This is a genomic window from Gammaproteobacteria bacterium (genome assembly GCA_013214945.1).
Taxonomy (GTDB): Bacteria; Pseudomonadota; Gammaproteobacteria; order Enterobacterales; family Psychrobiaceae; genus Psychrobium.
The window spans coordinates 105,824-129,166 of the sequence record JABSRT010000005.1; the positions used below are offsets into that span (position 1 = coordinate 105,824).

A 23,343-nucleotide genomic window follows, 5' to 3' on the forward strand; every position below is an offset into this window, starting at 1 on the left:
CTTGTGCTCCTACCCTTGTTTCGAGACGTCGACAGCTTGCCCTGCCACCACAAAATCTTGACCTAAGCTAATTAGTTCAACATGTTGTGGCAAACCAGATAACCATATTTTGTCCGCGTCGGTCCGCACAATTTCAACCACATAAGTTACCACTTTATGGTCACTATCAACGGCTTTAACCTGTAAACGGCCTTGATTATCAAGACTAATAGTCGATGCATTAACTAAATGACCTTCCACCTCATTAACTGGGATGATTAATGAGGCTGTCATGCCAGCAATGCGACGATGATTACTATTATCGACCAATACTTCAACGCGATAACTACGAGTATTGCTATCAGAAGTGGTAGAGATGAATGACAATTCACCTGTTAAGGTTTCACCATTAATTAAGGTCGCTGTAACCTCTTGGCCCAGAGTTAGGCTTGCGACCTGTTGCTGCGGCACCATCGCGGTTATTTTAAGTTTTAAATCATCGACTAACGAGACAACGGTTTGGCCGCTCTCAAGATAATCGCCAATTTCAACAAAACGTCGATCATAAACACCAGCAAAAGGCGCACTAATTTTTGTATTGGCTATTTGATAATTAATCTGCGCTAACGCTGCATCGGCTGACGCTAAATTAGCAATATTTTGACTTAAACGGCTGCCCGACTCTAATTTCTTGGCAAATAATTTTTTAGTCGCCGCTAATTCCTGCTTTTGATATTTTACTGTCGCAATCGCTTGTTGACGCTCAATTAATCTTGTTTTCAAATCAATAGTCGCTAGTACGTCACCTTTAGCCACACGCGTACCCAACTTAATGGGTACCGACGTTACTTTGCCATCGATTTCTGTTTTGAGTGACAGCACCCGGTTAGGTTCTATTTGTCCCTGAACCGTAATTTTTTTAGCCACTAGCTGCGCATCTGACACGTGAACCACCACGCTCATTAAAGCTTTGCTGGTCTCTTCCTGACGATGCTCTTGCACCTGTTCGACTTCGTTATCACCAGACAACATCCAAATGATTAACAATCCTGTTAAACCGCTCGCCAGTACCATTGACTTATTCATTTTCTGCTCCTAACTGGGCATTTAAACCGTCAATATTACGGCCAAAAATACCTGTCATTGTGTAATTAATAATAATTTCGATAAAACGTTGTTGTGACACCATTGGCGCTTCGCTAAAACAATGAAATTGCTTGCTATGAAGCATTTCTAGCGCACCGGTATAAGTTGCGTGCGCACCAATTAATAGCTCATCCATTGGCGCGTCAGGTAATTCGTTATTCGCGAAACCTTTTTCAAAAATACCACTTAAAACAGCCATGTACTCATTTTCAATCGCTAAACATTGCTGCTTACTCTCTTCTGGCAAGCGCTCAAAAAAACTGGCCTGATGATAACGACGGCTAATTTCACTGATTAATGGCTGATCAATGTGCGCGTTAAAACAAATTTCAAACATCTGACGCATTTGGCCCTGACACGACTGGCTCTGGTCTAATTGTTGAATTGTCTTTAAGGTGTTTTCAGAAAAATCATTGGCTAAGCGAACTAAAATAGCTTCTTTACTGACAAAGTGTTTATAGATAGTTCCCTTACCAATATCAGTCGTTTTGGCAATGTCGGCAACGGTTACGTTGTCTAAGCCGTACTCACTAAACAGCTCAGTGGCTGTGGTTAATATCTCTTGCTCTCGCAGCTTAAACTCGCGATTTTTTCTTGATTCACCCATAGCACGTTCTCTCTAAACTAATAAACCACTACTAACACATTGACTTAATCAAATATCGATACTAACAGTCATTTTATGACTGACGGTCACGCAATGGGGCTTATCATACTTAAACGCACTAGGCAGTGCAATTAATGAACGAGACATATCGCTAGCTAACTTAAAAAAGTGCGATCGAGCTAACCTTAACTGCCAATAACAAAAGTTACGGGGTTATTATTCTCAAGCTCTCAACAAAAATTAATTCACAAGCGCCCGCGCCGGTATCATTGCGAGTTTGCGAGCTTTGCCAGCGCCAACCATCGGTTAATGACGTCGCGTTAACTAAACTGCCAGACAAGCTAATGATGTCACCGGGTCTGACCCGTGCAATGGCTTTTTTGATCAAATCGTTGGCCGGAATAAGGTGCATGTTGGCGCTATTTCTTTCTATTTCACGGCGCGGGATCGGAAATGATTTAACCCGCCAGTAATAAAATCGGCTCGATTGTGAAATTTGGATTTTTTCGAGCACTGCCTCATCAGACATCTTGCCCCAACCCAAGGCCAAATCGGTTGGCGAAAGTTCGGCGCCTCGATCGGCTGAGTAATTTTTTTTAGCCAAGACCTTGGCTTTAAGACTAAATGAGGCCACTGGTTTAATCGCGTAATTATCAATACGATAACTACTAGGTGAATCGATATCTTGCTGCAGTGGCATCTCGCGAACCATTATCCCTGGCCCCAGCGATACCGGCCCCGCATGGTTGTAATATTTCCAGCTAACGCCAGCAACCGAGAGCAGACAAAATATAAACAATAGATTTTTGATGATTACCTCGAATTTACAGCGCTGCTTTAACAGCCCCGTCGGCCCTTACTTATATGCAGCGACAATCAAGATAGAGCTGGCATCAACATAAAGCAACCAGCATGGTTAAAAATGGCGGTAATTACCGTTTAATTTATTGTTCTAAAATAGATAAAAAGGTAAATTAACTATTGCGATAAATAATAAAAAAAACAAGTTTTATAACCATATAAAAAATGGTGCCACAGGAATAGAATTAAATGCAACAGCTTCAACACAAACGTAATTTTAGCAACCTGATGCGTGATACCAACAGTGCCTTCCTGCCTGTTCATAGCTCAAACAAGCTAGTAACTCGGATTGGCTTTGTGTTATTAGAAAATTTTTCAATGATGGCATTCACTGCAGCTGTCGATGCAGTGGTCACCGCTAATTTAGTGCAAACATCACCCTTATTTAGCTTTTCGACTTACGGACTCGACTCGTTAACCGTAACCAGCGATTTGGGCATCGATATTTCAGCCAACGGCGTATTGAGTCAGATCAAACTTAAAAATGTAGTTGAGCTGGACATTTTAATTGTCTGCGGTGGTTTTCGGTGCTCGCTAGCAGAACATAAACCGCTCACAGCCATGTTAAAAACAGCAACCAAAAGCAATGTGATGATCGGAGGCATGTGGAACGGCGCAATTTCATTGGCTTACGCGGATCTGCTCAATGATACCTGCTGCGCCTTACATCCTGATAATCACGCTTTTATGAAAGAGCAATTTAATAAGATCAAGGTGTCTGAAAACGCTATCGAAATAGCAGATAAGCGCATGACGTGCGCTGGCCCGGTCAGTGCGCAAGAAATGATGTTTAAGTTAATTGAACAGCTCCAAGGAAAAAGCACCGTGCGGGCGATCCGCGAAATATTAAGTTGTGATCGGGTAGCAGAAATGGGCGAACATAAATTAACAACGATTAATGACAAACCGCTATTACCCGATGCGCTGCATGAATTAATTCAGTTAATGAAATCAAACATTGAAGAACCGATCAATATTAAAGAATTGTCCGATTACGTCGGCCTGTCCCGGCGCCACCTCGAACGATTATTCCAGGAGCATTTGCAAACATCCCCCGCCCGATATTATCTTGAACTGCGTATCACCGAAGCGCGTCGCTTGCTATTGCAAAGCAACGCTTCCATTACCAATATCGCGCTAGCGTGTGGTTTTGTCACCACTACGCACTTTAGCCGCTGCTTTAAAGACTTCTTTGGCATTAGCCCTAAGATAGCGCGATCAAAGCACTTTGGCTGAGGTCGCTGCATTTATTTGTCTAGTACGACAAAAGCTATAAATCAACCGCCCCCGAGTGATTTATTTGCTTGTTCAATCGTTATTTTTCCAAATAAAGCATCAAGTAATATGGCTAACCTTTGCTCCGCATCACCAAACTTACCGAACCCGCCATATTGTAATGCGTCGAAATTTAGCTGGCCAAGTGTCTCGCCTTTGGCTTTAACATTCATGTGTACGTTTTTCATGTATGTCGCTAAATCCCAGCCCCACCAAGCCCTATAAGACAAAATATAATCATTTGGTTTGACGTCCTCCAATGAAGATACAACTTGTGAGCTGTATCCATTATCACTAAACCATTTTTCTAACACAGGTAACACACTTGCTCTTGTTGGTTCGTCTTTCAAAATAATGACTTTAGAATTATCGCTGACATTTATTTGCTGTAATTGAGTTATACCTTTATTCGAGGCGCAACCGGTGAGCACAGCAAGTAGTATTGGAATTATTATTAATTTCATTTTAAAGTCCTTTAGGGCAGATGTAATTCTGTACATTTCTGGTAATAACTGAGTAATTGTCTAACTAAACTGCAAAATTAATCATCCGCAGCCTAAGTTTTTAATATGCGAAGAGAATAATTGAAATAACTCAATATTTCAATTATTTAGTGGCCATGTCCTTTGTGATTTTTAAGACGCTACTGATCGGCTACAGGGTGATTTAAGGCTGGGTTATTCTCTATTCGCCTTCAATTCAGGCGATTCTATAACTTTTCTATATTATGAGTTTACATCCTGGCAATTCCAGCATATTTCAAAAGAAGGATCATTGGGCTCACAACAGTTATTACAGATCCAATCAACAGTGCCTTGGCTGCTCTGCGATGACTTCACTATGGCTAGCGCACGCTCAAAGTCATTATCGTTAACCACCCAAACTTCCGGCCAAGAATCGAAAGCCGATATTTCTCCTAGCGCTCCCTGGGCGAACTCATTTTTGATAAATGTACTGATTTGCTGCGCCTCAATGAGGTTTTTTACATTGCTCACAAGAAAGATATTTTCGTTGCTATAAACCATTTTCATGACTCAATACTCGTAACGCCCACACATGAGACCACTGTAAAGTAGTGAGGAGCAAAATGTAAGTAGATGATGCCCCCCCCGAGCAAGCCCGTGTTTCGTTAGATTTTACGGCCGCATTATTAGATCGAACAGCGATTGGCAGTGCTGTGATTGTGGTAAGTTATCAACCGCTTGGCAAATTTCAGCACGACGATTGGTGCCTAACTTTATCCCTGAAATTAAATCGAACTTTGCTCGGTGTTCTGCGTGCGTCATCGCTGTTTGTGGATCGCCCTTGGCTTGAGTCGTCTCGCTAGCCAGCACTGTGCCGTCGTGCAACTCAATCATAACTCGCGACAAAATCTCTTCGGGAAAACGGGCCGACAAGTCAGCCGCTTCAGCAATTTCTATGCATTGGCTTAATCCTAAAATATCCACGGCGTGAATGGAGTCTCCGGTCACTTCGTTTGGTCCCACTTGACCTCGACAAATTAACGCGGCCAGTGGAAAGGCTAAACCGTATTGCGCTTCGTCGGCATTAGCAGGAAAATGTCCCTGTAAACGCATTGATTCGTGAAAGGTTTCAACTTTTATCTTACTAATATCTCGCGCGTTAATATTGGGATTATCGGTCATTAAACGGGTCACTGCTGTTAGCGCTGGCTGAGCCCAACGACAAACAGGCCAAGGTTTATAATATTGAGCATCTATCTCCCAGCGCTGTCCCAAGTCTTGCCAACAATGCGCTACATTTTCAAATTCAACAGTTGCAGCAGGTGATCCGGTAATGCCATGACGCGCCATCAATAATGCATTAACACCAGCGTAAGCACCGGCACCGTGAGCGTCGCGCAGCATGGTCGGAAAATCAACTAGCCGCATCATCGGGCAACGCGGACCAAAATATTCGGCAATACCCAGTGCTGCTAAAAATTCATTTTCGCTAAATTTAAGCAATCTAGCGCCAGCGCATACCACTCCCAAACCAGAGAACGCCCCCGAGGCGTGATATTCGCTCGCTGTCCCCATTAATGCAATGCCTGCACGTAAGCTCGTTTCATACGCAATCGTCACGGCGGTCAAAAAATCTTGCCCGCTAATGTCATGCCCCTGCTCAAAATAAGCGTCGGTGAGCGCCAGCAAGGCCGGGATCACCGTTGCACCAGCGTGCCCCTTCGAGGTGAAATGCCCTTCGTGCGCATCTAACGAGTCGGCACTAAAGCCACCAGCCCATGCAGCGCCCAATGGATGAACCTTACGGTCATCAAATAATAATCGACTGCTAAGGTTGCCCGCGGGGTAGTGCTCACAGGCATAGTTTTTAATATTAATACTGGTTTGATTATCACTTGCTCCTGCGGCTATACCGACAATATCTAACAGCGACGTTTCAATGAGTAACCGAGTTTTTTCAGGTACGTCCTGATAATTAAGCGTATTAATAAATTGATAAAGAGACATAAAAAATACCAACCCCAAAAAAGAAAACGATCAGTCCATTGGTTAATGGAGCTGATCGCTAAAAGTCATAATAATTTTGTAAAATTAAATTAGTTAACCATTCTTGCTTGCTCTAACCAAGTATCAAATTGAGCTCGATTAGCACTGATCCACTGTTGCGCATGGCGTTTAATATCTTTTGCTGACTTTTCTCCGCCCTTCATTTTCAAGTTTTGAGCGCTTTCGTCACTAGACGAAATTTTCAACAATGACAAAAACTTAAGTGCGGCCGGATTTTCCTCAGCGAACTCACGATTAAGCACCGCTTTGATATCATCAACCGCAAAACCTAAGTTTTTACCTTGGTAACTGGTATTAACGGTATTATCTCCACTTGGCAAATCAGTTCTCTCAACTTCCAACCAAATAACATCTTTATTTTCAACTAAAACGCCAGAAATCCATTGTGGAACCCAAGTGAAGTAAAGTATCGGCTGCCCTTCATTATAACGAGCAATGGTATCGGCCATTAATGCGAAATATGAGCCACGGTTGTGAGTGACCGTTTTCTCGAGATCGTAAGCTTTCAAATGATGATCTATCACTAACTCACAGCCCCAGCCAGGGTTACAACCCGTAAGGTCGGCTTTGCCATCGCCATCGGTATCAAATAACTTGGCGATTTCCGGTTTTTTTAAATCACTAAGCGAGGTGATTTTATACTTATCGGCTGTTTTCTTATCTATTAAGTAACCTTGTAACACTCCAGGAATAATCTTTCCGGCTTTGGTTAAAGTATCGCTACCCCCAGATTTTTTATAAAAAGTATCGTGTAATTTATCCCACAAATGCACGGTAAAATCTGCGTCACCATAAGACAGCGCCAACAACATCATCGCGTATTCGGTTTCTTTGGGGGTTTGTATTTCGTAACCCAATTCTGTCAGCCCAGCCATGGCTAACTCTCCACGAAAACGTTCTTCAGCAATCGACGGGAAGATAGGTGTTACCTCCACGCCTTTGCCGGGTAATTGTTCTAGCGCGTAACTAGAGCCAGACATTGCCATCGCAGCTAGAGATAATGCACAACTCAATTTAACGACTTTTTTAGGGAGCTGTTTGAAATATAATTTAATCATCAGTAATTCCTCTATTTTTTTTGTGTTAACAGTTCTTGGTTATTTTTTATTTTTGCACGGCGAAATAGACCAACGACTACACCGACCGGGCCTGATTCGTACCAATGACCACTGCGGCTTTTAGTACTATTTTCTCCCATTGCCTGAGTTAATCGGTCAAGGAAAATAGCGAGAAGTACCAGCCCTAAGCCACCGACAGTCGCCAAGCCCATGTCGAGCCTGCCAATACCGCGTAATACCATTTGTCCTAATCCACCCACCGCAATCATCGAAGCGATAACGACCATCGAAAGTGACAACATCAGGGTTTGGTTAACCCCAGCCATAATCGTTGGAGTAGCCAGTGGTAGCTGCACTTTGAAAAGCATTTGTTTTGGGGTGCAACCAAAGGCACGCGCTGCTTCAATTTTGTCTGCTGGAACTTGGCGAATACCTAAATTGGTTAAGCGTACCAAGGGTGGCAGTGCGAAAATAATGGTCACCAAGATCCCCGGCACATTGCCGATGCCAAATAACATCACCACCGGAACTAAGTAAACAAAAGCAGGTAAGGTCTGCATTGCATCGAGTATCGGGCGAATGATCCGCTCAGCAGTATCGTTACGCGCCGACAATATTCCCATCGGAATACCAAAAACCAGACAGAAAAATAGTGCTGTTAGTACCAATGCTAATGTGGTCATCGCCTCTGGCCACACACCAATAAGACCTATCGAAGACAACACAATGGCGCAAAATATTGCCATTCTTTTACCGGCGACTTGCCAACCGAATAGACTCGACATAATGATCGATATGGTCGGTGGAATTGCATGTAAACAGTAATCAATAAAGTCTAACACTTGGTCTATCGGCCAACGAATGGCACGAAAAAAACCGCGAAAGTTCTGCACGAGGTAAGAGAGTGCATCTTCGACCCATGCTCCCAGTGGAATATTAATAAACTGGAAGGGATCTAATATAGAGAATTCTGACATTTTTCTGCCCTGTATTGTTGGTGTAAGCTCAGTGTTGACCGAGAGTTTGTAATAAAATGTCTTTGGAGATAACCCCAAAGAAACAACCGTCTGCATTAACAACTGGTACCGGATACGGACTGTCTGCCACGCTTTTGATTAGCTCTTTTAATGGCATATCAACGTTGATTTGACAGTGTGATTTACTCAGCCCATTGGTGGCTTTTCCTGTGTCGTCTAGTTCAATATCTTGCACCGCCACCACATGCTTTAGCTGCTGCTGACCATTAGTCAGATAGACAAATCCTTGATTCGAAGTAACGTCAATGGTTAACGGTTTATCGACATTTTGAGTAACGACGCTATCACGGCAGGCAATGTCCCCGGCTTTGAGAATTTTGGTCACATCAACACCTTTAAAAAAGGTTTCAACATAGTCATCAGCAGGGTTTTGCATCAACTCTTGCGGTGTGCCCACTTGAACAACCCGGCCACCTTCCATAATCGCAATTCGGTCGCCAATGCGGATAGCTTCATCGAGATCGTGAGAAATGAAGATAATGGTGCGTTGTTGCTCTTTTTGCAGTCGAATTAATTCGCCTTGCATTTCGTGCCTAATCAATGGATCTAACGCGGAAAATGCTTCATCCATTAACAAAATTGTTGGATCGTTGGTCAACGCCCGTGCTAAACCAACTCGCTGTTGCATACCGCCCGACAGCTGATGTGGATAGCTGTCGCTGTACCCGCTAAGACCAACCTGATCCAGCGCCGCTTGAGCACGTCTATTGGCCTCTTTTTTCTCAACACCTGAAATATCTAAACCAAAAGCGGCGTTGTCGATCACCGACATGTGTGGCATCAAAGCGAAAGACTGAAACACCATGCTCATTTCTTTGCGCCTAATCTGCAGTAGTTCTTGATCGTTGAGGTTAGTAATATCGATGCCGTTTAGGGTAATGCTACCGGCGGTTGGCTCGATTAATCGGTTAAGCAGGCGCACCATAGTCGACTTCCCTGAGCCTGATAGCCCCATAATCACAAATATCTCACCGCGATTGACGCTAAAGCTGGCGTCTAACACCCCAACGGTCTGACCGGTCTGAGCAAATATTTGATCTTTAGTCGCTCCCTCACTTAACATCTTCATGGCTTTTTCGGGTTGCTTACCGAATACCTTGTAGATATTTTTAATCGACAGAATCTCTTGATTTTGCGCCATACCAGCCCTCATTTTTATTCGTTTATTATATTTATGACTACACAGCAGCAATGCGCTGGCGGATAACTATTGAGCTATTAAACTAGCGGTTTAAAAAATAACTGTCCAACGACATAACTAAGGTAAAAAGCATAACCTTAGGTTATCAATAGTAAAAAACACCACCACAATGAAAACTCAAGCCCATGAAACTAAACGAAAATATTAGCGAAAAATATAATGCCTATTAAAAATAGTATGATAGATAAGATTATTAGCGGAAAAATAACAGTGGGGTAGCGCGTACTTGAACGTGACTAAAGAAGTAATAACAGGGGCAATAGCAGCGGCTCTATTAGTTAAAGTTCAGCCTTAGCTGATAAATAATAGACGACAGCACACCTTATCAATGACAGTAATGTCATCAATAAAGTGCGCTAATTATACTAATATTTTATGGCTGTTTCGCTAGCGCGCTCGCGGCGATTAACACCAATACGCCGCCCAAGACGGTGCTCCAAGTTAAAGACTCGCCGACCAGTAACACCGCAATCGCTATAGCAACAACGGGTTCTAAATTAGAAAGTGTCGCTGCGTTTGCCGCACCTATGCTAGGTGAGCCACTGATAAAACAAACAATAGGTACTATGGTGGCAAATAAAGCGAGCCCAACGACGGCTATCCAGCCAGTCAGGCTTTGTGGAAAGCTTACATCTTGCAATAATCCGGCGCAGATAAAGGTGCCAACACCCCCCAACAAAATAACCCAAGCGGCAGCCAAAGGTTGGGTGGCACTCGCTTTGTGAGCGCCATAAATTATGGCAGAACCATAGCTAATCGCGGCAAATAAAGCCCAAACAACCCCACTGATATCACCTTTAAAGTTATTACCAGCAGCAAGTAACACCCCGAAAAAAGCCAGTAACATTGCACAAATTCGCATCGGTTTTACCGACTGCTTCAGGACAAAAATACTGTATAAGCCGACAAAAGCGGGGAATGAAAACATCAAAATTACCGCCAAACTTATCGAAGTGCTTTGGCTGGCGGTGTAATAACCTAGCGCAGCGCCGGCGTAACCTAATCCGATCAAGAGGTATTGGCCAAATTCTTTGCCGCGTGGCAACGCAATTTTTTTAATCCGCAACCACAGCAGCAACATCAGGTTGGCCAAACAGAATCGAGCAAGCAACAAACCAATGGGAGTCGCGCCATCACTGTAAGCAAAAAAAGCGAAATAAGGTTGCAAGCCATAGCTAAAAGCCGCCGCCAACACCAATAGATAACCTTTTAAATAAGTATTATCGCTAGCAGCGCCAGCCTGACTCACACGTGAATTAGCCATAATAATCGACCCCACAATAATCGAAGAAGCAACGCCACCAAACAGTCACCTGCCTGGTGGTTTCTTGCCTCTTCGTTTTGCTATTCGTTAGTTTTTAGTCTTGATATTAGAATTGCGTTTTATCTTCGGTGAGTCGTTGCTCCATTAACTCACAATACCAATCTACAAACTGGCAAACCCCGTTTTCGGCAACGTCTGAAAAAGGCCCAGGGATATAGGCGGGTGAACTAACACCGCGGAAAGTCTCTTCTACCAACTGTAAATCTTGATTATTGGTTGCGAGCCAAACTTTGGTTAAGCGATCTAAATCATAATCAACGCCCTCAACAGCATCTTTGGCGACGATCCATTTGGTGGTCACTAACGTTTCACCACTGCTCAAAGGCAGGATGCGAAAACTGAGCGCGTGGTCACCCAAAAAGTGGTTCCAAGTGGAAGGGTATTTGAAATAAAGCAACGCCCCGAGATCTGCAACATCAGAATCGTCCATTCTGGTATTAACGCCCGGCTGACCATCCATCGTGTAGCTAACTGCGCCATCAGACAACGGAATACGGGTCATGCGATAACGACCGTTTTCATCCATCACCAATCGGCTAGGAAAGCCAGCTGCTTCGCATTTATCCCAATGAGCGACTAACTCAGGATCATCTTCACCTCCTACCCCAGCAACAGAGAGATTTTCAACAAAAGCGTTCAGCAATTCAGGATGATTAGCGTCACAGTGAAAGCATTCACGATTATTTTCGAACACTAACTTCCAGTTGCCTTTTTCAACGATATTAGATTCAAAAGCAACCTTGCCCTGCTCTAAATTATGCGGTTGAATAAAAGGCCCAACATCGCGACTAAAAGCAGAAAAATCAGAGGCCTGATCAGCGACACAAACATAAATATAGCTATGGATGACTTCGCAGTGGACAGGTTGTAGATTATGCTCATTGTTAACAAAGTTTTCGCCCATATTACCCGCAAACAACAGTTTGCCATCGAGACCAAACGTCCACTTGTGATAAGGGCATACTAACTTGGCACTTTTGCCTTTAGCTGCCGAGCAAATTCGCGAGCCACGGTGACGACATGCATTGTGAAACGCATTAATTTTGCCGTCATCTGCACGCACAATCACCACCGGATAATCACCAATTTGCAGCGTAATATAGTCACCAGCCTTTTCAATTTCAAAACTGTGCCCAGCAAAAATCCAGTCACGATGCCAAATTTGGGCCAGATCTTGTCGATAAACTTCTTCGTTTCGATAGAGCTCTCGGCTGAGTGCATGGCGCGGCTTACGCTGGCGGATTAACTCCAATGTAGTAGTTTGAGTGCTCATTGTACGGCTCCTAGGGTAACGACGTTATTAACAATTCACGATTATTTTTTCGTTAAAAGAACTCTTGGTTTGGCACAAATAATCGGTTGTCTTTATTATTTATAATTTATTTGCAATGAGTATATTTTGACCTCACGCTAGGGTAAAGTGACTTTTTTACTAGATAATAGATTACGTTAGGTTATGGTTAAACATGTCGATCCAGATCAGATCTTGGTGAAAATGCCTTCGCTTAGAGCAATCAAGTCCTTTGTCGCCGCCGCAAAATATCAAAATTTTACTCGCGCAGCAGAAGCCTTATGCGTTACTCAAGCGGCGGTAAGTCGCCAGATCAGAGAACTAGAAGCTAGCCTAGACGTTAAACTGTTTCGGCGCGCAGGCCGAGCTGTCGAACTAACACCAGCTGGCAGTATTTTTTTTGATGCTTGTTATTTGTCATTCGTCAATATTGCGCAAGCGGCGCAACGTATTCAATATGATCATTCGGCCCGCCAAGAATTATGCATCTGCTGCACGCCAGCATTCGCTACTTTTTGGCTGTCAGATCGGCTGCCAGACTTTATCGCCACCCACCCTAACATCGATATAAATTTAGTAACAACTAACAATTTTTTGCATATGGAACCGGGGGTTAAGCCCGACGTTTATATTAACAAAAGCAGCGATCCGCGCGAGGGTTACCACGGCATAGCATTATTTTACGATTTAATTTATCCGGTTTGCACGCCTCAATATTTAGCTGACCATCCGCAGTTAACCAACCTCGAATCATTGCAACAGGCCACCCTGCTTAACTTGAGCCCTTACGGTCGCTCACAAGTCTCTGAGCATATCGACTGGGGGGTGTGGTTTTCACTACAAAACAAAGAATTACCACCAGCAGATCCGTTAAACCATAACATGCCAAATTCCAATGATTACAATATGTTAATAAAAATGACCCTTAATCATCAAGGTGTCTGTCTCGGCTGGCAGCATTTAGTCGGTTCACTGCTAGCCGAAGGAAAACTAGTACGTATTGGTCAATTTGAAGCGTGCCTGCAAGAAAAACGGCACTACCTAAGTTACGCCGCAGACAAAGAAGCTAATTCAGCATTAAAAGATTTTAAACTGTGGATGTTAGCGCAGGTTCAAGATGAACCCACCTCTGTAGTGCCTAATAACCAAACAACTGACTAAACCGCTTGCCCGGTAAGTCATAAAACCAACACAGCTCAGCATCTAGTGTTTGAAGTGTGTTGGCCACCTAAACTTGGTTGCTTAATTTATTAAGTGTTTAACACCAGCCATACCATGTCTAATTCACCGCTTTAAATTGATTTGATTAGCTCAACATAGTTAGTTTTTTGCTCACCAACGATAACCTGCCGTTATGTTTAATCCACATAAAAGGTTGATTGTGACTCACTATGCTCGCTCGGTAATATTTGGTCATTAACACGAGGTCACCTACCCCTCGTTGTATAACTTTAATATTAACAGGAGTATTTCATGCATTTTGAAGGTATTTACACCCCGGTAATTACACCATTTTCAGCCAACCAAGCCATAGACTACGACGCCTTTAGCGCGCAAGTTCAATACTTAGTTGACGCAGGCGTTCAAGGATTAATGGTCGGCGGCACCACTGGTGAATACTATGTCGAGAGTCACCAAGAACGCGTTAAACTGCTCGAAATATCTAAGCAAATTGCGGGCGATAAATGCATTGTCATTTTTGGTACGGGTTCGATCGACCCTACAGCATCAATTAAGTTAGCCGAAGACGGCGCTAAGTATGGCGCCGACGTATTACTCGTTGCCACACCGCCCTACTCGTTGCCCACTCAGCACGAGTTAGCACTGCACGCGCTAAGCATAGACAGCGCGGCCGACCTACCAATTATGCTTTACAACTACCCAGATCGCATGGGAATTAACATGGAAGCTGAGTTTCTCGATGCAATCTCGCAATCTAGCAATTTTCAAGCGATTAAAGAAAGCTCTGGCGATATCAACCGATTGCACATGTTAGCCAATGATTACCCGCATCTTCAAGCCGCCTGTGGCATGGACGATCAAGCGTTAGAGTTTTTCGCTTGGGGCGCTAAAAGCTGGGTCTGCGCTGGCTCAAACTTTTTACCCCATGAACACTTAGCGCTGTATCGTGCCTGTGTGATTGAAAACGATTTCAATCAGGCACGCCGCATTATGGCAGCCATGATGCCGCTAATGTCAGTGCTAGAGCAAGGCGGTAAATTTATTCAAAGCGTTAAGTACGGCGTCACCTTATCGGGGCGTACTGGCGGTGAAATGCGCCTGCCATTGCACGGCTTAAATGACAACGACCAGCAAGCAATGACTGAGGTTGTCACCACCCTAAAAACCACTATCGCCGAGATCGTGGCAGAAAAATCTCCGCAGGAGGCTTTAGCATGAGTGACCTATTAACGCTTGAAGCATATCAAGCAATTGCAGCGTCTTTAAAGCCTGCTGGTAATAGCTTTATTGCGGGCGAATTTCGCCCCGCCAGCAACGGTGAAACAATCACCGTAACTAACCCAGCAACTGGCGCTGTCATTACTGAACTCGCGGCCTGTACTAAACAAGACGTCGATTACGCCGTTAAACAAGCCCGCGACGTCTTTGACAGTGGCAGCTGGAGCAAAGCACACCCAAGTGAGCGTAAAAAAGTGCTGCTTGAGCTGTGCAAACTCATCGAGCTTAACGCCAATGAACTCGCGGTATTAGAGTCTATCGATTCGGGCAAGCCAATTTGCGACTGTGTTGAAATCGATATTCCAGAAATTATTAATACCATTAGTTGGCATGCTGAGCTAATTGACAAAATTTATGACCAAACGGCACCCGTTGGCTCGAATGCTGTTGCCATGATCGTGCGCGAACCGATTGGCGTAGTGGGCGCGGTATTACCTTGGAACTTTCCTATTTTAATGCTCGCTTGGAAAATAGCCCCAGCACTGGCTGCAGGTTGTTCTATGGTCGTAAAACCGGCCGTGCAAACTTCATTAACCGCTCTACGTGTCGCCGAACTCGCGATTGAAGCAGGCCTGCCCGCCGGTGTATTAAACATAGTTACTGGCACTGGCCCAGTTATTGGAGAAGCCATTGGCAGCCACATGGATGTCGACATGCTGACCTTTACTGGTTCAACAGTCACAGGCCGTCGTTTTCTGCATTACTCAGCCGATTCCAACATTAAAGAAGTGGTGCTTGAGCTTGGCGGAAAAAATCCATGCATTGTGCTTGATGATGCTGAAGGTCTCGATAACGTCGCAGAGCAAGTCGTTGCCGCGGCGTTTTGGAACATGGGCGAAAATTGTTCGGCCGGCTCGCGCTTAATCGTGCAGCAAGGCATTAAAGACCAGCTAATGAGCAAAATTAAAGCACATGCGCTGGAGTGGAAAACCGGTAACCCACTTGATCCAGCCAATCAATTGGGCGCATTAATCGACCAGAATCATTTTAATAAAGTGTGCAGCTATTTAGACAACGCCAAAAACGACGGTCACGATTTAGTACTTGGTGGTGACTCAGTCGATGGCGTTTATGTGATGCCAACAATTTATGACAACGTCAAAAATAGCGACCGCTTGGCCCGAGAAGAAATATTTGGCCCTGTGCTGAGTGTTATCACAGTCGCAACCTATGAAGAAGCAATAGCTGTCGCTAATGATACTGACTACGGCTTAGCGGCCAGCGTATTTACCGCTGACGCCAAACGTTCATTACGCGCGGCTCAGGCCATAAAAGCGGGTACGGTCACGGTTAATTGTTTTGGTGAAGGTGACATTACAACGCCTTTTGGCGGCTATAAACAGTCGGGGTTTGGCGGACGCGATAATTCAATTCATGCCCATGATCAATTTACCCAACTCAAAACCATTTGGCTCGATCTTAGTGACCATGCCGTCGATGGCAACATCGATTAAATGTAAACAGCAAGCTAATGATTTAGCTTGCTATTTTTTATAGCTTTCGCTTGGATCTGAATATGACCAAAAACATTAATGTCACTCGCATTCCCCAAGAAACAGGCACTGCAGGCTGGAAAGCGCTACTTGGTGACAACCAGACTGATTTTGCCAAATTAACTGCTGATATCGACACTGACTGGCTAGTGATAGGGGCAGGTTTTGCCGGTATTGCAGCGGCGCAGCGCCTGAGTCAGCTGGTGCCGGCTCACGAACGAATTGTGATGATCGATGCCTGCCAATTAGCCGAAGGACCTGCCGGGCGAAACAGCGGTTACATGATCGATTTACCCCATGACTTAAATTCGAATACCTATGCTGGTGCCAACGAAGCAGACTTAAAGCAAATACGTTTTAACCGCTATGCTATCGAGTTCGCTGCCACCATGGCTAAACAATACGCCATGCCTGAACAAGTATTTTCTCGTAGCGGCAAAGTGACTGCAGCCGCCAGCGAGCGCGGATTAAAACAACTTGAAAGTTATAGTTGCCATTTAGATAAGCTCAATGAGAGCTATACCTTATACGACGCAAAAAAAATGCAGCAATGGACTGGCAGCGATTATTACCAACAGGGTCTGTTTACGCCAGGCGCAGTGACAATACAACCCGCTGCATTTATCCAAACTGCAGCGACCGGGCTCAGCGCTCGGGTTGATATTTTTCAGCAAACGGCTGTCGTTGCGATCGAACCCGGCAAACCTCATAAAGTAAAAACGGCCAATCATACGATAAAAGCTAAAAAAATCATTCTAGCGGTCAATGGCCATCTTGAATCGTTCGGTTACTTAAAGCGCCGACTGCTGCATGTTTGCACCTACGCGTCGATGACTCAGGCATTAAACGATGATCAATTAAGCCGCCTAGGCGGTAGCCCTGATTGGGGCGTGCTGCCTGCTGATCCAATGGGCACGACGGTCCGCAAAATCTCTAACTATCAGGGTTCGGGTGACCGCCTCACGGTGCGCAACCATTTTACGTTTAACCCCAAAATGGTTATTGATCAGCGTGACATCAATTCGATTGTAAAAATGCACGATAAAGCTTTTGCCGCCCGCTTTCCAATGCTTGGCGACGTTGCCATGGAGCACCGCTGGGGGGGACGACTTTGTTTGTCATTAAACTCAGTGCCAGCATTTGGCGAAGTGGATCCTGGCATTTATTCGGCCGCTTGCCAAAACGGTTTAGGCACGGTAAAAGGGACGCTATCTGGCATGCTGGCGGCAGAGTTAGCCGTTCTAGGCAATACCGAGCTAGTCACCGAATATAGTAGTTATGATCGACCTTCAATATTACCACCTGAGCCCTTTTTATCGCTCGGTGTTAAAGCCAATTTAGCCTTTAAAGAAAAGTTAGCAGGTAAAGAACTTTAATATATTTATCCGATAGGGAATATCCAATGACAACAGTATTAGAACAGTCGACCCAAAGCAAAAAAACTAATTTCGACGATATTCCCGTGGTAGATATCGGCTCATTGGTTGATGGTTCAGACATTGATTCGGTAGCAAATAAATTACGCTTTGTTTGTGAAAACATTGGCTTTTTATATGTGAAAAATCACGGCGTTGAACAAAAGTTAATTGACGACATGTTTAACATTACCCAACAATTTTTTTCACTGCCCATTGCAGAAAAAAATAAAATACATATCAAAAACTCTAACCTGACTTTGCGCGGGTATATCGGCATGTACGAAGAGAATGTTGATCCCGAAAATACCAAAGATTACAAAGAGTGTTATGACATGGGGGCTGAAACACCATCAAACATCCCCTTTTTTGGTAAAAACTTTTTTCCCACCGATACCATGCCCCAATTTAGTGAGATTGCGACAAAGTACCACGATGCCATGTTAGATTTAGGGTTAAAGTTAGCGCGAGGAATTGCTCGTTCATTGGATTTACCACTCAACTTTTTTGACGATAGAATGACCCAGCCGATCACGATCCAACGGCTGTTACATTACCCACCGCAAAGCGGAAAGATTAACATTCAAAAGATGGGCATTGGAGCACATACCGATTATGGTTTTCTGACCATCTTATGCCAAGATAATATTGGTGGGCTGCAAGTACTTAATCACAATCAAGAATGGATTAGTGCCCCGCCAGTCGATGGTACATTTATTATTAACATTGGCGATTTAATTCAAACCTTAACCGGGGGTTTGTATGTTTCGACCACGCATCGCGTTATCAACGCGAGCGGGCAAGAGCGATATTCAATGCCATTTTTCATGGATATGGACTTTAACGCGCTGATCGATGTAGTGCCAACCCGCAAAAACTTCACCACAGAAACAGTCGAACCATACCTCTGTGGACATCATAAATTCTCACGATTCGCAGACAGTTACGCCCACCTTGAAAACATTGATATAAATGATGTTTTAAGCAACTATGACCGTGCTTAAGCTAAAGAACATAACCTAAACTAAGCCAGCTATAGAGCTGGGTAACAGCATGTTATTTGAACCATACCTTTAACACTATTACCGCTGTAGGGATTACCATGAAACCATTTAATACTGCCGATTTTTTAAATCCAGTTGCCACCAAAACCTGGGGCAATGGTCGCCACCCAGTACAATGTGTCAAAGTCATTCGCGAAACCAGCGATGTTACGACCTTCACCTTTGGTATGAGTCAGCCGATCTTATTCTTTTTTAAACCCGGTCAATTTGTCACACTTGAGTTAGAAATTGAAGGCGAGCGGATAATGCGCTCATATACCATATCTAGCTCTCCTTCTATTCCTTATAGCTTTTCAATTACGGTCAAACGCGTTGAAGGCGGACTGGTGTCCAATTGGTTAGCGGATAACTTAAAAACCGGCGACCAACTTGCTGTTCATGGCCCGACAGGCCAATTTAACTGCATGGATTTTCCGGCTGACAAAGTATTAATGCTCTCTGGTGGTGTCGGCATTACTCCGGTGATGTCGATGGCACGTTGGTGGTTTGATACCGATTCTGAAGTCGATATGGTGTTTGTGCACAGCGCCCGCACCCCTGCTGACATCATTTACGCCCGCGAACTGGAATACATGTCGACTCGGATCGATAATTTTCAACTGCATTTAATATGTGAGCGCACCAATATTGGCGAAGCGTGGGCCGGTTATCGCGGTTACCTTAATGAACCGATGCTGAAATTAATAGCGCCTGATTTTTTCGAGCGAGAAATTTTTTGTTGTGGCCCTGCCGTTTACATGACTGCGGTGCGAAATTTATTAGTCGCCATCGGCTTTGACATGCAGCACTACCATGAAGAATCTTTTGGCGCCACGCCCAAAGATGATGCTAAAGACGCCGAGCAGCACGCAATTGCAGCTGACGAAGCACAGGTAAGCGGCGATAAAGTGTCGGTTTATTTTAGCCAATCAGATATCAGCGTCGAGATAATCAAAGGCAGTAATTTAAACGAGGCCGCCAATGCGGCTGGGGTTAACATCGCTAAAGCTTGTGGCATGGGGATCTGCGGGGCTTGCCGCATAAAAGTAAGTGCTGGCGACTATGACATGCAACACAATGGCGGGATCACAACCGATGAAGAGGAGCAAGGTTATGTGCTCTCGTGTTGCACCAGTGTCATGAGCAATCTCAAGGTCGAGTATTAACTCTTTTGGCTCTGTTGTACTAAAGCGTTGTTATTAGAACAGAGCCAACTCTTTTACTAGCCACAAATATTGCCTCGCCTAACGGTGATTGCGACAGATCACCGTTAACAACGACAGTAGGCAACCTGATTTCAGCGAAAGTATTGCCTATTTAAAACCGATAATTTGGTAATTTCCTTTCACTTGCAATTGAATAGTCACCGCAGAACTGCCGTTATTTTTCCAGTACCAACCATGCGCGCCGTCAAAAGGCGCCGTTAACGTGCCCCTAACATTATTCGCAGTGCTGACGGTATAGCTTTGGAAATAACCGGTCGTATCACCTTTAGGCTCGCCGTGAAAATCAAAAAACACAGCGCCGCCCGTTGCTTGCCAACTATAACGAATGACACTGCCCTTTAGTACGCTAAGTTTATATTCTAAACCGACCCCCGCTGGTACGGTGATGACTTGATTGTGTACTTTAAAATTAGCCGCTGACGACTTGGTTACTTGTTTTTCAGCTGCTGGTTCTGCCAATGTGGTCAGCCCAAGTACCCCTCCAATCCCCGTAGGATCAATGTTGTACTCGGCCGGTAAAATTGCCACCAGTAAAGCCAATCCGCCAAAAAAACCGGCAAAAATACTGGCCTTGGCTAAATTTTTAGTTGATTGCATTGCCTGCGCCAACTTATGTTCGGCACTGGCTGCTTGTTCTCTTTGCGTCATGCGTTTACCTTAAATTGTTGTAAAATAGCCCGTCAGTTGAAAACCAACCAGCATTACTCCGCAGCTCATCAGCAGCGCATTTGTTGCGACTGAAAATCGTAAAAAACTCGGATGTCGACGCCAAAAACTCAATGCTATCAGCACGATGATTAAGGCATAGCATTGCCCTAACTCGACGCCAATATTAAAGGCGATCAGGTTTTCGACTAAGCCCTCTTGAGGGATTTCCAGTTGTTGTATTTTGGTCGCTAAACCAAAACCGTGAAATAGACCAAAGATCATCACTGCCGCTTTAGCATTGGGCTCAAAACCCAGCAGTCGCTTGAAACCACCGAGGTTATCAAAGCCTTTATAGATGATCGAAAAACCAATAATTGCATCGATTAAATAGGCATTAATCGCCACGCCATACAGTACCCCAAACATCAGGGTAATACTGTGACCAACAGTAAAAAGCGTTACATAAACCATCACGTCTTTTGAGCGATAAAGAAAGAAGATAACCCCAACTAAAAACAGTAAATGATCGTAACCGGTCACCATATGTTTTGCACCAATATACAAATATGGAATCACAGAGATCCCTTGATTTGTTAGTAAAAACTGTTTGGTGCTATCGTCGACACCATGAGCCAGCGCTGTCGCTGCAAAGCAACAAGTGGCCAGCAGAACCAACAACCGTTGCAACGAAATGGATTTAAACAACATCACAGATAATTTCCTCGTAATTGTTTTACTAAATTTATTACGCAATTAGCCTGCGAATTTGCCGCTAAAATTTGCACCCAAATAACTGCCTTCGTTGCTCAGTAAAACATAAAGTGTTTTTTGCGCTTTAGCATGGGTAACAGCCACAACATAGTGTCGTAACGATTTTTCGTAAATAGTAGAATCAGTGATTTTTTTCCAGCTGCTATCGAGAGGTTTTCCATCAATGGGTTCTGCGTTATCAACAATAACCGTCACATCACGCAGCGCTTTGGCAATAACTTGCTCATTGGTCGGCGCAAAATCATGGTTATGTTCACTGCTACTAACAGCAATATTAGAAACCAATGAGGCCATTATTAATATAATAACCGCAGTAATCTTTTTAAACATGTAAGGTCTTCCTCGTTATTTCAACACTATTGGCGATGCGTAATTGAGCGCGCAAAGTATATCGCCAATAAAATGATTATCGAACTGCTTTTTAGCATTATTTACACCAAGATAAAATCAACAGATTAAGGTTAGAAATAAGACCGTAGGTGGTAATTTAGCTATTATTAGCGTCAAGCCAGCGATATTTAGCCGCTTAAAATAGCGCGAAATTGGTGCGCTAAGCACTGTCTTTTAACCCCAATTTAACCCCCTGATGGTTACACTTTGACCTTATTAAAAAATATGGGGTTAATCGTGAAAAGTTCATCTTTGCTGTGTGTCGTTGTAAGCCTTTGTTTTGTCACTTCGTGTGCCACATTCGAAGACATTCATTATGATCAAAAAGCTAATCAACAACTAAACAAACTCGCGGCGACCAATATAGAACTCAGCGAGAAGAGCGAAACAGTACCGCTGTCTAAGCTGCTGGCGATAACTGACCTTAATCGCCTAATTGACACAGCCTTAGTCAATAATCCGAATTTACAGCAAACCTTGCTAACCCTAAAAACAGCCGAGCAGCAATTATCAGTTACTGGATCATCGCAATGGCCAAGCTTGTCAGCCGGGCTTAACACCACCAAAAATCAGGCCGCAACCACCAGCTATAGCTCAAGCATTGATCTAACGTGGACCCTTGATCTGTGGCAGCAACTTGCTAACGCCACAAGTGCCCAGCAAGCCGAAGTAATGACAACGGCTTATGCTTACCAAGGTGCCCGCGACTTACTGGCGGCCAATGTCATGCAGGCCTACCTTGGTTTAGTGCAATACGCCCAATTAATTACCATTGAAACCGAGAGTGTTGCTGCGCTAAAAACCAATGAACAAATTATTGTTAACCGTTATCGCAAAGGCTTAAGTCAGTTAAGCGACCTTGATACGGCCAAGTCGTCAACCCAAAGCAGTCAAGCCACCTTGGTACAATACCAAGCGCAATATCAACAGGCGTTAAGAAATTTATCCTTGCTGACAGGGCTTAGTGATAATCAACTCAATTACCGCACCACCTTCCCAGAAGTGGTGATGCCATTAACTGAGCTCGCGCAACAAAATTTAGCCAGACGACCTGATTTGCAGCAAGCCTACCAGCAGATTATTGCCAGCCAATACCAACACAAAGTCGCTTACAAAGCGTTATTGCCCAGTTTTACCCTAAGCGCTTCAATCGGCAATAGCAGCACTAACTTGCACGACGCCTTATTTGGCAGCAGTGCGTGGCAGCTATTAGGCCAACTGTCGGCCCCTATTTTTAATTCCAGCAAGTTAACCAGCGAAGCTGAAATTGCCAAATTAAGCGCTGAAAAAAGCTATTGGGCGTTTCAGGAAACATTGCTAACCGCAGTTAATGAAGTCGATAACGCGATTGCACAAGAGCAAGCAATTAGCCAACGGATCACATTAACCCAAGCGGCGTTAGCGAGTGCCAAGCGCAGCGAAACAACCTATACCGAGCGTTACCGCCAAGGCACCGTCTCATTAATTGATTTATTACAAGTTCAACAGCAAACATTTTCTTTACAAGGTCAAGTTACGCAATTGATTTACCAACGATTAACCAACCGTATTACCTTGGGTCTTGCATTAGGCTTTGGCGTTTAAGGG

Annotated in this window: 22 protein-coding genes; 8 read left to right on the forward strand and 14 right to left on the reverse strand. The window is 44.2% G+C overall.

What is annotated here, in order from left to right:
- Positions 1 to 9: 9 nt before the first annotated feature.
- The 3 genes from HRU23_04815 to HRU23_04825 all read right to left on the reverse strand — a co-directional run bounded on the left by HRU23_04815 (position 10) and on the right by HRU23_04825 (position 2,543).
- Positions 10 to 1,065, reverse strand: a complete 1,056-nt coding sequence (locus HRU23_04815) for an efflux RND transporter periplasmic adaptor subunit (protein NRA53444.1) — start codon at positions 1,063 to 1,065, stop codon at positions 10 to 12.
- The gene (locus HRU23_04820; GenBank protein ID NRA53445.1) at positions 1,058 to 1,732 is read right to left on the reverse strand and encodes a TetR/AcrR family transcriptional regulator; all 675 of its coding nucleotides are present in this window, start codon (positions 1,730 to 1,732) and stop codon (positions 1,058 to 1,060) included. Before HRU23_04820 ends, HRU23_04815 begins: the two co-directional genes overlap by 8 nt.
- A gap of 205 nt (positions 1,733 to 1,937) precedes the next feature.
- Positions 1,938 to 2,543 (reverse strand): hypothetical protein, encoded by a 606-nt coding sequence (locus tag HRU23_04825; protein NRA53446.1) that lies wholly within the window; start codon positions 2,541 to 2,543, stop codon positions 1,938 to 1,940.
- 239 nt (positions 2,544 to 2,782) lie between these two features.
- Between HRU23_04825 and HRU23_04830 the strand changes: the two genes are divergently transcribed.
- Positions 2,783 to 3,829: a GlxA family transcriptional regulator gene (locus HRU23_04830; GenBank protein NRA53447.1), complete on the forward strand. Its 1,047-nt coding sequence runs from the start codon at positions 2,783 to 2,785 to the stop codon at positions 3,827 to 3,829.
- Positions 3,830 to 3,870: 41 nt separating this feature from the next.
- Here HRU23_04830 and HRU23_04835 read toward each other — a convergent pair whose 3' ends face one another.
- The 8 genes from HRU23_04835 to HRU23_04870 form a co-directional block, all read right to left on the reverse strand.
- Positions 3,871 to 4,332 (reverse strand): hypothetical protein, encoded by a 462-nt coding sequence (locus tag HRU23_04835; protein NRA53448.1) that lies wholly within the window; start codon positions 4,330 to 4,332, stop codon positions 3,871 to 3,873.
- A gap of 261 nt (positions 4,333 to 4,593) precedes the next feature.
- Positions 4,594 to 4,899: a DUF2007 domain-containing protein gene (locus HRU23_04840; protein ID NRA53449.1), complete on the reverse strand. Its 306-nt coding sequence runs from the start codon at positions 4,897 to 4,899 to the stop codon at positions 4,594 to 4,596.
- 105 nt (positions 4,900 to 5,004) lie between these two features.
- Positions 5,005 to 6,339 (reverse strand): MmgE/PrpD family protein, encoded by a 1,335-nt coding sequence (locus HRU23_04845; GenBank protein NRA53450.1) that lies wholly within the window; start codon positions 6,337 to 6,339, stop codon positions 5,005 to 5,007.
- Positions 6,340 to 6,428: 89 nt separating this feature from the next.
- Positions 6,429 to 7,457, reverse strand: coding sequence for a glycine betaine/L-proline ABC transporter substrate-binding protein ProX (proX, locus tag HRU23_04850; GenBank protein NRA53451.1), 1,029 nt, complete (start codon positions 7,455 to 7,457; stop codon positions 6,429 to 6,431).
- Positions 7,458 to 7,468: 11 nt separating this feature from the next.
- Positions 7,469 to 8,530 (reverse strand): glycine betaine/L-proline ABC transporter permease ProW, encoded by a 1,062-nt coding sequence (proW, locus tag HRU23_04855; GenBank protein ID NRA53452.1) that lies wholly within the window; start codon positions 8,528 to 8,530, stop codon positions 7,469 to 7,471.
- Positions 8,463 to 9,635 carry a glycine betaine/L-proline ABC transporter ATP-binding protein ProV gene (proV, locus tag HRU23_04860; protein NRA53453.1) on the reverse strand — a complete coding sequence of 391 codons (1,173 nt, stop codon included), beginning with the start codon at positions 9,633 to 9,635 and terminating at the stop codon, positions 8,463 to 8,465. Before proV ends, proW begins: the two co-directional genes overlap by 68 nt.
- A 433-nt stretch (positions 9,636 to 10,068) precedes the next feature.
- A complete protein-coding gene (locus tag HRU23_04865; protein NRA53454.1) occupies positions 10,069 to 10,959 on the reverse strand; it encodes a DMT family transporter in 891 nt (296 codons plus the stop codon).
- A gap of 106 nt (positions 10,960 to 11,065) precedes the next feature.
- Entirely contained in the window at positions 11,066 to 12,292 is a 1,227-nt protein-coding gene (locus HRU23_04870; protein NRA53455.1) for an aromatic ring-hydroxylating dioxygenase subunit alpha, read from the reverse strand.
- Positions 12,293 to 12,475: 183 nt separating this feature from the next.
- On the opposite strand from HRU23_04870, the gene HRU23_04875 reads away from it, so the two are divergent.
- From HRU23_04875 to HRU23_04900, 6 genes are all read left to right on the forward strand, one after another.
- Positions 12,476 to 13,471 (forward strand): LysR family transcriptional regulator, encoded by a 996-nt coding sequence (locus HRU23_04875; GenBank protein ID NRA53456.1) that lies wholly within the window; start codon positions 12,476 to 12,478, stop codon positions 13,469 to 13,471.
- Between the two features lie 312 nt (positions 13,472 to 13,783).
- Positions 13,784 to 14,710, forward strand: a complete 927-nt coding sequence (locus tag HRU23_04880; protein ID NRA53457.1) for a dihydrodipicolinate synthase family protein — start codon at positions 13,784 to 13,786, stop codon at positions 14,708 to 14,710.
- Positions 14,707 to 16,224, forward strand: a complete 1,518-nt coding sequence (locus HRU23_04885) for an aldehyde dehydrogenase (GenBank protein ID NRA53458.1) — start codon at positions 14,707 to 14,709, stop codon at positions 16,222 to 16,224. Before HRU23_04880 ends, HRU23_04885 begins: the two co-directional genes overlap by 4 nt.
- Positions 16,225 to 16,286: 62 nt before the next feature.
- Complete coding sequence (locus tag HRU23_04890; GenBank protein NRA53459.1) at positions 16,287 to 17,639, forward strand: FAD-binding oxidoreductase; 1,353 nt, start codon at positions 16,287 to 16,289, stop codon at positions 17,637 to 17,639.
- A 26-nt stretch (positions 17,640 to 17,665) separates the two neighbouring features.
- The gene (locus HRU23_04895) at positions 17,666 to 18,682 is read left to right on the forward strand and encodes an isopenicillin N synthase family oxygenase (protein ID NRA53460.1); all 1,017 of its coding nucleotides are present in this window, start codon (positions 17,666 to 17,668) and stop codon (positions 18,680 to 18,682) included.
- A 98-nt stretch (positions 18,683 to 18,780) separates the two neighbouring features.
- A complete protein-coding gene (locus tag HRU23_04900; protein NRA53461.1) occupies positions 18,781 to 19,887 on the forward strand; it encodes a hybrid-cluster NAD(P)-dependent oxidoreductase in 1,107 nt (368 codons plus the stop codon).
- Between the two features lie 147 nt (positions 19,888 to 20,034).
- On the opposite strand, the gene HRU23_04905 is transcribed toward HRU23_04900, so the two are convergent.
- Genes HRU23_04905 through HRU23_04915 form a run of 3 tightly spaced genes read right to left on the reverse strand, consistent with a single transcriptional unit; the run spans position 20,035 to position 21,696 of the window.
- The gene (locus HRU23_04905) at positions 20,035 to 20,595 is read right to left on the reverse strand and encodes a hypothetical protein (protein NRA53462.1); all 561 of its coding nucleotides are present in this window, start codon (positions 20,593 to 20,595) and stop codon (positions 20,035 to 20,037) included.
- 9 nt (positions 20,596 to 20,604) lie between these two features.
- Positions 20,605 to 21,303, reverse strand: a complete 699-nt coding sequence (locus HRU23_04910) for a HupE/UreJ family protein (protein ID NRA53463.1) — start codon at positions 21,301 to 21,303, stop codon at positions 20,605 to 20,607.
- 45 nt (positions 21,304 to 21,348) lie between these two features.
- Complete coding sequence (locus HRU23_04915; GenBank protein NRA53464.1) at positions 21,349 to 21,696, reverse strand: hypothetical protein; 348 nt, start codon at positions 21,694 to 21,696, stop codon at positions 21,349 to 21,351.
- 297 nt (positions 21,697 to 21,993) lie between these two features.
- Between HRU23_04915 and HRU23_04920 the strand changes: the two genes are divergently transcribed.
- A complete protein-coding gene (locus HRU23_04920) occupies positions 21,994 to 23,340 on the forward strand; it encodes a TolC family protein (GenBank protein ID NRA53465.1) in 1,347 nt (448 codons plus the stop codon).
- Positions 23,341 to 23,343: the final 3 nt, after the last annotated feature.